General features: G+C 71.6%; 9 protein-coding genes. All 9 read right to left on the bottom strand.

The genetic code is table 11. The annotated features are described in order from the left end of the window. Positions 1–35: 35 nt before the first annotated feature. Positions 36–1,823 carry a WxL protein peptidoglycan domain-containing protein gene (locus OG254_RS39935; protein ID WP_405592121.1) on the bottom strand — a complete coding sequence of 596 codons (1,788 nt, stop codon included), beginning with the start codon at positions 1,821–1,823 and terminating at the stop codon, positions 36–38. A gap of 141 nt (positions 1,824–1,964) precedes the next feature. Then, entirely contained in the window at positions 1,965–3,539 is a 1,575-nt protein-coding gene (locus tag OG254_RS39930; RefSeq protein ID WP_405592118.1) for an Ig-like domain repeat protein, read from the bottom strand. Positions 3,540–3,589: 50 nt separating this feature from the next. After that, the gene (locus OG254_RS39925; protein ID WP_405592116.1) at positions 3,590–4,588 is read right to left on the bottom strand and encodes a hypothetical protein; all 999 of its coding nucleotides are present in this window, start codon (positions 4,586–4,588) and stop codon (positions 3,590–3,592) included. Between the two features lie 102 nt (positions 4,589–4,690). After that, positions 4,691–7,276: a hypothetical protein gene (locus tag OG254_RS39920; RefSeq protein WP_405592113.1), complete on the bottom strand. Its 2,586-nt coding sequence runs from the start codon at positions 7,274–7,276 to the stop codon at positions 4,691–4,693. Positions 7,277–7,344: 68 nt separating this feature from the next. After that, positions 7,345–9,096, bottom strand: a complete 1,752-nt coding sequence (gene pstS, locus OG254_RS39915; RefSeq protein ID WP_405592110.1) for a phosphate ABC transporter substrate-binding protein PstS — start codon at positions 9,094–9,096, stop codon at positions 7,345–7,347. 64 nt (positions 9,097–9,160) lie between these two features. Then, positions 9,161–10,426 (bottom strand): phosphate ABC transporter permease PstA, encoded by a 1,266-nt coding sequence (gene pstA, locus OG254_RS39910; protein ID WP_405592107.1) that lies wholly within the window; start codon positions 10,424–10,426, stop codon positions 9,161–9,163. Positions 10,427–10,428: 2 nt separating this feature from the next. Next, the gene (pstC, locus tag OG254_RS39905; RefSeq protein WP_405592104.1) at positions 10,429–11,463 is read right to left on the bottom strand and encodes a phosphate ABC transporter permease subunit PstC; all 1,035 of its coding nucleotides are present in this window, start codon (positions 11,461–11,463) and stop codon (positions 10,429–10,431) included. Between the two features lie 8 nt (positions 11,464–11,471). Next, positions 11,472–11,879, bottom strand: a complete 408-nt coding sequence (locus OG254_RS39900) for a hypothetical protein (RefSeq protein ID WP_405592101.1) — start codon at positions 11,877–11,879, stop codon at positions 11,472–11,474. A gap of 341 nt (positions 11,880–12,220) precedes the next feature. After that, complete coding sequence (locus OG254_RS39895) at positions 12,221–12,730, bottom strand: O-acetyl-ADP-ribose deacetylase (protein ID WP_405592098.1); 510 nt, start codon at positions 12,728–12,730, stop codon at positions 12,221–12,223. Positions 12,731–12,762 lie beyond the last annotated feature (32 nt).

Raw genomic sequence — 12,762 nt, 5'->3', positions numbered from 1 at the left:
CAGTTGATTCGGTCGGTACGTGGTGTGGAGCGCGGTCACTCGCTCCGGGCCCGGCGGCCGCGCACCCAGAGGGCGACGCCCGTCGCGAGGGCCAGCAGGCAGACGCCGAATCCGGTCACGGACCAGGCGGTGAGCGCGGAGTCGGTCTCCTGGGCGACGGCTGCCTGAGCTCCGTTCGCCGGTACGGGTACGGCGCCGGGCGCGCCGGTGCCGCCCTGCTCGGTCGGCGCCGGTACGGGAAGTCCCTGCGAGGACTGCCCGGACTGTCCCGGTGCCGTCGGTGCGGTCCCGCCCGCGGTCACCGGGCTCGATGCGGCCGCCTTGGGCAGCGCGACCTCGGTCCCGTCCCGGTAGGCGCTCTTCTGCGCGAACCGCAGCGATCCCCTGAAGTCCCGCAGACCGGTCGTCTCGAAGGGCCCCTTGAGGCAACTGACGGTGAAGGTGTAGGTGCCGCTCAGGGTGGTGAACCCGGCGGTGCTGGCGTAGTCCCGCATGGTGTACGTCAGCGGGATGCTCGGCCCGGCTCCCGGCACCTTCCCGTACGTGGTGAGCGGCGCGTTGCCGACGACGATCTGGCCCCCGCGCGGGAAGCCCGCCCCGGTGACCCGGGCGATGACATTGGTGGTCTTCGCGGGGCAGGGCGCTTCGGCGGTGAGGGTGATGGGCTGGGTGTCGCTGCCCTTCGCCGGGGTGACCGCGAGCTTCCCCGCGTCCGCCGCCCGCGCGTCCACCGGCGTGCCCCCGACGACGGCTCCGGCGGCGAGCAGCGTCGCCGCCGCCAGGCCGACGGCCTGCTTCGGGCGGGACGCGGAACGCACGGGCACGCTGTCGGTCCTACGGCGCCTACGACGACGTATCAGAACGAAGGTGACGGCCGCCGCGGCGAGCACGAGCAGCAGGGTCAGGAACGCCCAGGGCACGGCGGTGAAGGCCTCGGTGCGGGTGACGCGGGGCAGGAGGCGGTGCTGGACGTCGCCGCGGACCGGCTCGGGGTCGATGGTGACGGACGTCGTGCCCCGGAAGGCGGGCAGAACGCCGGTGGCCTTCGCCGTGACGGCCACGGAGTCGCCCGGCAGCAGTTCGGGGAGGTCGCGGAGCTTGGCCACCTCGGCGGCGGCGCCCAACCCGTCGCGGACGCCGACCGTCTGATGGGCCGCCAGCCGGACGTTGCCTGTGTTGCGGACGGTGTACGTCACCGTCGCGGTGCCGGTGCCGAAGGGGTTGGCGGTGCCGTCGTAGACGGTGCGCAGATCCTCGACGGCGAGGCGAGGCGTGAGGGCGCCGGCCACCCGGAGGTAGACGCGTGCGCCGACCCGCTGGTCGAGGGCGACCTTGTTGCCCTTCTTGTCGGCGCCGGCGGCCGAGAGCGAGGCGACGATGCCGCCGGTGTGGTCGCCCGGGGTCGCCTTCGCCGGGACGGTCAGGGTGAAGGGGACGATGGCGCGGGAGCGGGCGGGGACCTTGACCTCGTTCTTGCGGAGCTTGATCCAGGAGCCGACGTCGGTCGGCCTGTGCTTGGCCGCGAAGAGGTCGAAGCCGCCGTCGGCGGTGGTGAGGGCGTCCTGTGCGTACACCCTCAACGTCAGTGGTTTCGTGCCGTAGTTGAAGACGGCGATGTGGTCCTTGACGACGGCGCCCGGGGTGGCGCCGTAGGAGAAGTTCGGCCGGGTGTCGGGCTTCTTCGCGGTCGAGGGCTGGGCACCGAACGTCGTGCGCCCGGAGCTCCCCTGTCCCCCGTCGGCCGACGCGTGGGTGGCCGGGAGGACGGCGAGGAGGCAGGCGGCCAGGACGGCGGCGATGCGGCGGGCCGATGTCGTGATCATGTCGGGGTCGTCCGTTCGGGCGCGGTACCGGGGCACGGGTCGATCGGGGGTTGGCCGGGACGGGCAGGAGGGCTGCCCGTCCCGGCCCGGGGCGGATCCGAGGGGGATGTGGAGGTCCGCCCCGTCAGCCATCCGCCCGGGTCAGATGGCCGTCAGGGTGAGAGTGGCGGTGTAGGTGCCGGCCACGGTCGAGGTCGGCACGTTCAGGGCCAGGTCGGCGCCGAGGTGGGCGGTGCCCAGACCGGTGCCGCCCGCGAGCGAGCGGGAGGACCTCAGGCCGGCCGAGCCCGCGTCGCCGGGTGCGACACCGGAGGCCGCGGCGACCGCCGCACCCGCGGTGACCGTCTGGGACGCGCCCTTGTCGATCACCTTCGGGTTCCAGCCCAGGTTCTGGCCGTTGATCCGGTGCGAGCCGCCGTCGGCGAAGTCCGTCACCTGGCCGCTGACGGTCCAGCCGGGGTTGCCGGCACGGGTGTCGGTCAGCGTGACCGGGTTGATCGCGCCCGCGGTGGTGAGCAGGTCACCGTTGGCGTTGAGCTGCGGGGAGGGCAGCGTGACGTGCGGGTTGTCGACGCTGATGACCAGGGCGCCGGACTCGACGGTGGTGGTGATGTCCTGCGAGGCCGTCACGCCCTCGAAGGCGCCGATGACGTACGGGACGTTGCCGGAGGACGAGCCGGTGTACGCACCGGAGTCCGCCGGGACGAACACGGCCGTGAAGGAGTGGTCGCCCTCGGCCAGGCTGCTGGTGCTGAAGGCCGCCTGACCGCCCGCGACCTGCACCGTGCCCAGCGTGGTCGTGGTGCCGCCCACGGTGTCCTGGAACTTCACGGAACCGGCCGCCGAGGCGGGCGACACCGACGCGGTCATGGAGACCGGGCTGAACTTGTCCGCCGTACCGGCCGGGGAGACGGCCAGCGCGGTGGTGGTCGGGGTCGCCGGGGCGGCCTGGACGGTCACCGCGACCGCGCTGGACGTGGAGCCGTTGTAGGCGGCGCTCGACGGGGTGAACACCGCGGTCAGCGAGTGGTTGCCGGCGCCGAGGCTGCTGGTGCTGAGCTGCGCCTGGCCGCCGGTGACGGCCACCGGGGCGCCGAGCGGAGCGCCGTTGTCGCGGAACTGGACCTCACCGGCCGCGCCCGCGGGGGCGACGGTCGCGGTCAGCGTCACCGGGCTGCCCGCGGTGACCGGGGAGGCCGGGGACACCGCGAGGGACGTGGTGGTGTCGGTCTTCACGGCCGGGTCGGTGTTCTGGTACGCCGTGTTGGACGTGAACCAGACCGAGGCCGGGAAGTCACCGAGGCTGGTGCCGTTGAACGCGGTCCGGCAGGTGATGGTGAAGGTGTACTTGCCGGTCAGAGTGGTGAAGCCGGCCGTCTGGGCGTAGCTGCGCATGGTGTCGGTCAGCGGGATGATCAGCCCGCCGTTCGCCGTCGTGTTGTAGACGCCGATCGCCGAGTTGCCGACCACGATCTGGCCGCCGGCCGGGAAGCCGGAGCCGGTCACCGAGGCGATGATGTTGGTGGCGTTCGCCGGGCAGGCACCCGAAGTGGTCAGCGACATCGGGGAGGTGTCGGCGCCCGTCGCCGGGGTGACCTCGGCCGTGCCGATCTCGGCGGCCTGCGCGGCCGGAGCCACGGCTATGCCGCCGGCCAGGATGGCGACCAGGCCCGCGACCGAGCCGGCCAGGGCCCGCAGATGAGTCTTCTTCAGCACTGTCGTGCTCTCCTTCTGGAGGAAGTTTTTCCGAAGATCCGGGAAGGGCGTCAGGGGGTCTGCTTGCTGGTGTCGCCGCAGTTCGGGTTGGTGGCGAACCCGTAGGTGTTGATCACCGGGGACTGCTGGCAGATCAGGGAGTTGCCGCCGACGAAGACGGTGCTCCAGGGCGCGGTGGCGACCTTGCTGGTCGGGATGACGTTGTAAACGTCGCGCTTCACACCGAAGTTGCTGTTCAGGACCGTCGGCGCGAGTCCGTCGACGGTGCCGAGGATCGCGCGGCCGCGGAGGTCGGCGATGGTCTGCGAGGCCTGCGAGTTGTACTGCGCGATGGAGAACGGGACGATCGACTTGTCGTCGAGGACGCGGCCGTCGTGCTCCTGGACCGGGCTGCCGTTCTTGGTGTCCTTGATGCACGGGTAGACACCGGCGACCACGTCGGCGTCGGTGATGCCCATCTGGGACTCCCAGAAGCTGCGGGTGCCCGAGCCGGCCTGCGGCAGGTACACCGTCAGGCTGTAGTTGGGGCCGGCGCCCACGTAGCCCGGGTCACAGTGGTAGATGGCCTTCAGGTCGGCCAGCGTGAGCTTGCGCGGCACCGTGCTGGTGGGCGTGATCGAGTAGCTGACGGCGTCCACGGCGAACGGGACGTAGGTCAGACCGGGGTTCGCGGCCGCCAGGTTGAGGCTGGAGGACCGGGAGAAGTCCAGGCAGCCGTTGCCCGCCTGCAGCGAGTTCGTCAGGGCGGTGCGGCCGGCGCCGGAGCCGTTGGGGCGGGCGATGGTGCAACCGGGGGTGGTCGCCGGGTCCTTGGTGGTGATCTGCGCCGAGCCGGTGGCGTCGTAGGAGCCGATGACCTTCTGACCGTTGATGGTGACGGCCTGCGCGAGGCCGTTCATCACGTCCTGCGTGGTGTCGGAACCCACGCCGGAGAGCGGACGGAAGGTGGGCGGGCCGGACGGGTCGGCGGCGGCCTGGGTGGCGCTGAGGGTGCCGGTGACGAGGCCGGCGAGACCCACGGCGGCGACGGCGGCCATTCTCTTGTTCACGTGCTGTACCTCTCGATTAGGCTGACGCCCGGGCGGTGGTGCCCGGCGCGGTGATTCGGACAGTTCGTTGGCGCGGACCTGTCGGTGTGTCGGGTGCGGGCATCACCTCCCTTCGCCTGCGGCCGACTTGCCCCTGGTCCGCCGGTCGGCGACGGCGGCGGCCAGTCGCGGCACGGCCCTCGGCAGGAGGGGGCCGCAGACGGCGGCGGCGAGACCGGTGACCAGGGCGATCAGCAGGGCGTAGCGCACGGCGCCGAGCGCCCACTCCGGGGTACGCAGCAGCGGACTGTCGGAGGCGGAGGCGGCGGCCGGTGCGGTGGACGGGGAGCCCGAGGGGGCGGCGCCACTCGCGGCGGCCGACGGGGAAGCCCCGGTGCCCCCGGCATCACCCGCACCGGCCTGTCCTGCGGACGCCCCGGCACCGCCGCTCAGGGCGGTACCGTCCGAGCCCCCGGCCAGGAGGCCACCCCCGTCACCGGAGCCCCCGGCGCCCGTGCCCGAACCGCCCACCGATCCCCCGCCGGCGGCCGAGCCCCCGGTCGTCGTACCCGGTGCCGGAGCACCGGCGCGGGAGGCGATGGCCTCGGCGGCTGCCCGGGTACGGCCCCGCACATCGGCCGGCAGCGCGGCGTAGCCCTCGGGCAGCGTGCCGGCCGCCACACCGGGCCGCTGCCCGTCGCCCGCCGCGTACTTCAGCAGGGCCGCGTAGTCCCGGCCCTCCTGCGCGGTGAGCTTCTCCGGCACGGTGGCGGCATAGGTCATCAGGGTCAGCGGATAGGCGTCCCGGCTCCTGGTGGCCGGGTCGGCGACCTCCACCCCACTGACACCGCTCGCCTTCATGGCCGCCTGCCCGGCGAGCAGTCCCCGGGTGTCGGGGGCGACGAAGCGGCCGGCGGCGTTCTGGAGCCTGGCCGTCACGAGCCCGTACCGCGCTGCGGTGGCCGTGTCGGTGAGCGCGAGGACGGCCCGCTTGCCGGCCGGCTGCGGCGGGTTCTTCTTGTAGCCCGGCGGAGTCGCGGTGTTGTCCCAGTTGGTGCGGGCCAGGGTGTCGCCGCGCGCGGCGGCACGGGCGGCGGCATGCAGGTCGGTGGCGAACGGGTGCTTGTCCTGAATGCACAGCGGGTGGTCGGGATGGTCCTGGAACTGCTGGCAGAACGGGTCGCTCTTCGGGAACTCCTCCCGCGGCAGCTCCATGTCCTTGTAGTGCGGGTTGACCTTCATCCCGGAGAAGGCGGCGTCCCCGTACCGCCCCGCGTTGTCGGCGGTACCGCTCAGGAACTCACGGGCGGCCGGGTCCTGGCGCACCCAGTTCCACAGCTCCCACGTGGCGTCGGCCAGCGCCTCCGGCACGAGCGCGTCACCGAGGCTGCCGCCGAAGCTGAGGTCCTTGTAGCCGGGGTTGTACTTGAGGAACTCGGGGTCGGTGCCCAGGTTGAACGGGTTGGCCTCGGTGCTCGGCGCGAGACGTGAATTGCCGTCCTGGTACGACTCGGTGAGCAGCTTGGCGACGAGACGCGGGGTCAGGTCGAGCGAGGTGAGACGTGCTCCGTCACGCGCCTTGACGGCAGCGGGCGCGTTGAACCCGGCCTGGCTCTCGATGAAGAACCCGAGCGTCAGACCCGAGAGGGCGACCGGCGCGTAGACGGGCCGCTGTCCGGCCGGGACCTGGTCGCCGGTGGCCGGACGCCCGAGGAAGACGAGCCCCGGCGCGCCGGAGACCAGCTTGGCGCGGGCGGTGTCATCGGTGACCTGGGCATACCCGTAAATGGTCTTGCTCGCGGACTGACACAGGGCCGGCTGCCACCGCGTGACGACCTCGGCGACGATCTCGTTCCCGAGCGTGCCCCGCTCGTCGGCACCGATCGGACAGAACCGCCCCATCGGCTCGAAGCCGAGCGGCACGACCAGCCGGTGCTTCCAGTTGCTCGCGCTCAGCGGCGAGGACTCCAACAGCCCACTGGAGCGGGCGGTGTACGGGGTTCCGTCGACCTCGCTCTCCCCGCGCGGCACGACGACCAGCCAGCACTTGCGCCCGGCCGTGGCCCCGGAGGCCCCGGCGGGCACCTCGCCACAGCCGAGGCCGGGCGCCTCAAGACCGGTCTGCGCCTCGAAGTACACCTCACCGGTGCCGTCGGGCCCGGTCCGGGCGTAGGGCACCTCGTTGGAGGTGTTCACGTCGTAGAACTCGTTCCAGTTCCCCTTCGGGATCACATCCCCGGTCACGGACCGGAACGGCACATAGGAGATCCCGGTCCCGGACGCCGGCGGCAACTCCTGCGCCGGGTCCTTCAGCCCGCCGTAGCTCAGCTGCCGGGTGTTGGTGTAGGCCCCCGCAGCCTGGCTACCGGCGCCGGCGCCAAGCGCGGAGGACCCTCCGAACTGGCACTGCTCAGGATCGGGCCCACCGCGCTCGTCGCCCCAACACTGCATGATCTGCAGGTAGTTGGCGGCGTAGGTGGTGTCGGAGACGGTAGGGGCACCGCCCTTCCAGGAGACCTTGACGACCTGATTGACGAGGTTCCGGGTCTGACTGACCGTCACCTTGAGGTCGGAGTAAGGCCCATCGCCGGAGACGGTGACATCGGACGACGAGTCGGCGGCCGAGGCGCTCTGGACGAGCACTCCAACGCCGATGACGGAGAGCAGGGCGAGAGCAACCGACAGGGAGGTGGCAAGGAACCTCCGCACAACGCCCTTAAGGGGCGCGGGGAACTGCGCGACCAGCCCCCACCGGGCGGCAGACGAACGACGACCCATCACAGCGAAGCGCCCCGCTTAAGTCGCCGACTGATCAGCGGAGGCCCCACGGTGATCGCAAGCAGCAGCACCCCGGCCAAGGCCATCAACGCCGTACGCGTACCCCCACTGATCCCCCGCGACGTACTGACGGGCTGAGCGAACGCATCCACCCCGGTCCCGCCGCCCGCAGGGCCCCCCGCCCCGATGACCTGCCCCGTGTCGGGGTCGACCGACGCACCCCCACTCGCGGCAGGCGTCCCGGAGGCGCCCCCCGTCCCGGCACCACCACCGGACGACCCCCCGGTCGCCCCGGCGCCACCGGTCCCGGCACCCGCGGTCCCGCCACCCGAAGCCGCAGCCCCGCCCGTCCCCCCGCCGGAACCCGAACCGGACCCCGAACCGCCGGACGCACCCCCACCGGAGCCGCCCCCCGAACCCCCACCCACCTGGGTCGGCGTCTTCGCCCCACCCGTACCGGTGGAGCACTGGGTCGCCCCCTTCTTGTCACAGGCGGGCGGATAAGGCGCGGTCTTGACCAGCGTGTTCGTGCCGTCCGACGAGAACGTCGGGTTGTTGCACTTCTTGATGTCGATGCTCTCGACATCCACACCCGGGATCCTGCGCACCTGCTTCAGCCCGGCCTGCACGAGGTTGATCGGCAGCGGCGAGTAGCCGAGGCTGTCGACCCGCTGCTGGCCCTGGCAGAGGAAGTAGTACGAGAAGGCGCCGAGCGTCTTGCCCTTCTGGGCGTTGAAGTTCGACTCCAGCTTGGTCGGGATGATCATGTAGCTGTAGCTGGAGAGCGGGTAGCTGCGCGCGTCCGCGTCGTTGTAGACACGGTCGAGCTTCTGCGTCAGGTACGCCGGGGACGCGGCGTTCTCCTCGATGTCCGCCTTGGTCAGCGCCACCGCCACGTTCTTCGCGGTCGGCTCGACGTAGTACCCGGCCCTGTTGAGCACCTTGGCGACCGGGAAGCCGGTCGTGTACACGGCGTACGAGTACTCGACATAGGTGATGGTGCCGACGTTGCCGGCCTGGGCGACATAGCCGGAGACGCCGTTGGAGCCCGACTGTCCGACGAAGCCGGCGCCCGACACGACCGGGTAGTTGGAGGTCGCCCCGCAGGGGGTGGTCCGGCCGGCCCTGCGGCAGTAGGCGTCCCACTGTGACGGGTACTGCCTGCTCAGCCAGGTGGTGAACTGGGCGGTCGTACCGGAGCCGTCGGAGCGCACCACCGGCACGACCCGGCGGGCGGGCAGCGCGGAGGCGAGCGCCGGGTTGTCGGCCTTGATGGCGGGGTCGTTCCAGGTCTTGATCTGCCCGGTGAACATCTTGGCGATGACCTCGCCGGACAGCCGCAGGTTGGTCACCCGGCGGCCGCCGATGGTGAGGTTGTACATGAACGACGTACCGCCGGCCACGATCGGCATGTAGGCGTACTTCCGGGACGGCGGCGAGTCGACGACGCCCGAGTCCTTGATGCCGTACGGGATTTCGGAGACGGCGTAGTCCACGGTGCCGTTGCGGAACTGGTTACGGCCGTCGGAGGAGCCCGTGCCGTTGTAGTTCACGGTCATGCCGTACTGCTTGACGTTGGCCCGCCACTGGTCGAGCGCGTTCTGGCTCCAGGTGGAGCCCGCGCCCGAGATCGGCACATAGGTCGCGGCGTCGGCGGGCACGGCGCCGACGAGCAGGGCTGCCAGGAGGACGAGGGCGGTCACGGCTCTCGTGCGCAGGCGTGCGAACGTGGCCGGAGGTGATCCGGGCATGACGAGGAACTCCAGGTCGGGGTCGGTGATGCGGCGGGTGTGGCCGAGTGGTGATGCGGGAGGGCTACTCGGGGTCCGGCCCCGAGGCGGTGTCTTCGGGTGGCGGGGAGCCGGAGGCCGGCTTGGCGTCGGCGGGTTGCCGCCCCCTGCTCTGCGCCCGCCTGCTCATGCGCGCGGCGTCGCGCCGCGAGGCGAGTACGCGCCGGTGCCGCTGGCCCCGGGTCAGCTCGCCGGGTCCGCGCCCGCCGATGACGCGGGCCAGCACGAACAGCAGCAGGACCAGGGCCATCAGCAGCGCGGCGGAGCCGAACCCGCGGGCGATGAAGGAGGGTTGGGGCGAGCGCACCAGGTCGAAGGTGGCCAGCGGCAGTGAGATCTGCGGCCCGCTGAGCGGGTCGGCGTTCAGTCCGGCGTTGACCCCGGAGGTGAGCAGCACCGGTGAGGTCTCGCCGATGCCGCGGGCGGTGCCCAGGATCACGGCGGTGGTCAGTCCCGAGCGCGCGGTGGGCAGGACGACCGTCCACACGGTGCGCCACTTGCTCGCGCCCAGGGCGTACGACGCCTCGCGCAGCGAGCCCGGCACCAGCCGGATCACCACGTCGGCGGCGCGGATGATGATCGGCAGCATCATCACGCTGAGCGCCAGCGCGGCGGCGATGCCGGACTTGTCGACGCCGAGGATGAGGATGACGGTGGCGTAGATGAACAGGCCGGCCACGATCGACGGCAGGGCCGTCATCGCCTCGACGATGGTGCGGACGAAACGCGCGTAGCGTCCGGGCACTTCGTTGAGGAACACCGCGCAGGCAAGGCCGAGCGGCACGGTGACGGCCAGCGAGATGGCGATCTGTTCCAGGGTGCCGACGATCGCGTGCACCACGCCGCCCTTGCTGAGCGGCTCCAGCGGGCCGGTGCCCGACATGTCCTCGGTGAAGAAGCCGATGTGCACGAGGGCGGACCGGCCGCGCCACAGGGTGTACCCGACGACCAGGGCCAGCGCGCCGAGCAGGCACAGGGCGAGGCTCTGCCACAGCACGGCAGTGACCTTGTCGCGTACGGCGACGGAGTTCTCGTCGAAGGAGACCAGCACGGCGTACAGCCCGAGGAAGAGCAGATACGCGACGACGACGAAGCCGAGGATCGTGTCGAACGGGGCGATCCAGACGAACAGCAGCGCGGTGAACGACACCCCTCCGGCGGCCGCGCCCGCGAGGGCGAGCAGGTCGGAGGTGTGCACGGAGGAGGTGTTCCGCCGTACCTCGGGACCGCTGTCGTGGTCCTCGGCGGCCGGTCGCACGGTCGCGGGTTCCTTGAGGAGCTCGGTGGTCATGCTCAGGCCTCCGTTCCGGCGCCGGAGCGGCTGCGGGCGGCGATCGAGGACGCGAAGAAGTTCACGACGAGGGTCAGCAGGAAGAGCGCGAGCCCGGCGGCCATCAGGGCCGACATGCCGAACTCGCTGGCGGAGCCGTAGCGCAGGGCGATCAGCGCGGAGACGGAGTTGGCGCCGTTCTGCAGGATGTGCCACTGCACGGAGAACACCGGCGAGATGATCATGTAGACGGCGATCGTCTCGCCCAGCGCCCGGCCCAGGCCCAGCATGGTGCCGCCGATGATGCCGCCCCGCCCGTACGGCAGGACGACCGCGCGGATCATCCCCCACCGGGTCGCACCCAGCGCCAGCGCGCCCTCGCGCTCACCGGACGGCGCCTGCGAGAAGGTCTCCCGCATCACCGAGCAGGCGATGGGCGTGACCATCAGCGCGACGACGATGCCCGCGATGAAGGTGGACGACGTGTACACGGTGGTCGTCTGGAGCGGGTCGCCCGGATCGACGCCGTCGACCTTGAAGAGCGGGATCCAGGAAAAGTAGGTGGCGATCCACCGGGAGAGCCCGACGACCTGCCCCTGGAGCAGGAAGAATCCCCACAGCCCGTACACGACGCTCGGCACCGCGGCCATGAGGTCCACCAGGCTGATCAGCGTCCGCTTGAGCTTTCGCGGTGCGTACTCCGAGATGTACAGCGCGGTGCCGAGGGCCAGCGGCACCGCGATGCAGATCGCGGTCACCCCGATGAGCACCGTGCCGGTGAGCACGGCCGCGATGCCGAAGTGGCGCGAGTCCGGCTCCCACGCGGAGGTGGTGAGGAACGACCACTTGGCGACGCCCAGCGCCTGGGAGGCGCGGTAGGTGAGGAAGACGCCGACCAGCAGCATGATCGCCAGGACGACGGCGCCACTGCCGCGGAGCACGCCCTGGAAGAGGCGGTCCGCGGGCTCGATCCGGCCGCGCGGCGCACGCCGGGCGTCGTCGTCACCACCGGTTTCCGGACCCGGTCCGGGTTCGGAGGGCTGCCCGAGTCTGGGCATGACAACACTCATCCGGCACGCGTCCCGGCCCGCTCGCGCCCGCCACCGCCGCCACCACCGCCATCGCCGCCGCCATTACCGCCGTCATCGTCGTCGGAGCGGCTGTGACGCGGGGCGCCCGGCTCCTTTCCGGGACCGCCGGGCCGGGTCGGACCGGCCGCTCTCGGAGGGCCGTACATCCGCCGCGCGCCGGCCCCTCGGGGCCAGGGCGGCGTCGGCTCGGCCAGCTCGGCCACCGTGACCGTGTTGAGGAACTGGCCGAAGTTGTACTGGCAGTCCCGTTGGCGCTGGTAGAGCCGCCCGGCGACCGCGACCGCCCGGCCGTCGATCTCCAGCCGCCAGCTCCAGCCGCCGGCCGCCTCCGTCGTGGTCAGCAGCACCCTGGCGTCCGAGATCCGCTCTCTGAGCCACAGCACAGCGGCCCGGCACTCCGTGAATCCCGCGAACGACTCGGCGCTACGCCCCAGTTCACGGTGATTGGACCCCACAAGCCGCCAGCCGACCGACTGTTCCTCCCCCACGGGTCTCTGCGGCGTCCCCCAAACCACATACAGGAACCGTGACGAAACCATGGAAACCACCCCCTCTCCCCTTCACCCGATGGGCTGTTTTTCGCCAGCGACGAAGAATCACCCAAAGCGCACTGAGAGTCGCGGATCTGTGTGCGTTCTGTGTTCACAGATGAGTGAAGGCCGAACGGAGGGCAAATGAACGGGAGAGGTGGCGGAGCCGGGGGTGGCGAGCGGGGCGGGACCCGTCAGCCGAGCTGCCGGGCGAAAGTGTCGTACGCCGCGGCGTCGAAGAGGACGAACCGCACCTCTTCGACGGAGGTCGGCGTGTTGCGTACCGTCTGCGTCGCGATGCGCGCCGCGTCGTCCATGGGCCACCGGTAGACGCCGGTGGAGACGGCCGGGAACGCGACCGTGCGGGCGCCCAGCTCATCGGCCACGCGGAGGGACTCCCGGTAGCAGGAGGCCAGCAGCTCCGAGCGGTCCTCGGAGGCCGACCAGACCGGGCCCACCGTGTGGATGACCCAGCGGGCGTGAAGTTCCCCCGCGGTCGTGGCGACCGCCTGTCCCGTGGGCAGGCCCTTGCCGTAGTGGGAGGCGCGCAGGTCGCGGCAGGCGGCGAGGATCGCGGGGCCGCCGCGGCGGTGGATGGCGCCGTCGACTCCTCCCCCGCCGAGGAGGGAGGAGTTCGCGGCGTTGACGATCGCGTCGACCGTCTCTCGTGTGATGTCGCCCTGCACGAGCCTGATGGTGGTCATGACTGCCTCTATAGCAGGGCAGTACCGCCACC

It is taken from the genome of Streptomyces sp. NBC_01092 (assembly GCF_045039535.1).
Classification (GTDB): Bacteria; Actinomycetota; Actinomycetes; order Streptomycetales; family Streptomycetaceae; genus Streptomyces.
This window is presented reverse-complemented; position numbering and strand designations above follow the sequence as displayed.

What these genes read in the sequence shown, in the direction of transcription:
- OG254_RS39935 (WP_405592121.1), bottom strand. Translation starts at nt 1,823, where the DNA reads ATGATCACGACATCGGCCCGCCGCATCGCCGCCGTCCTGGCCGCCTGC.
- pstS (WP_405592110.1), bottom strand. Translation starts at nt 9,096, where the DNA reads ATGCCCGGATCACCTCCGGCCACGTTCGCACGCCTGCGCACGAGAGCC.
- pstA (WP_405592107.1), bottom strand. Translation starts at nt 10,426, where the DNA reads ATGACCACCGAGCTCCTCAAGGAACCCGCGACCGTGCGACCGGCCGCC.
- pstC (WP_405592104.1), bottom strand. Translation starts at nt 11,463, where the DNA reads ATGCCCAGACTCGGGCAGCCCTCCGAACCCGGACCGGGTCCGGAAACC.
- OG254_RS39895 (WP_405592098.1), bottom strand. Translation starts at nt 12,730, where the DNA reads ATGACCACCATCAGGCTCGTGCAGGGCGACATCACACGAGAGACGGTC.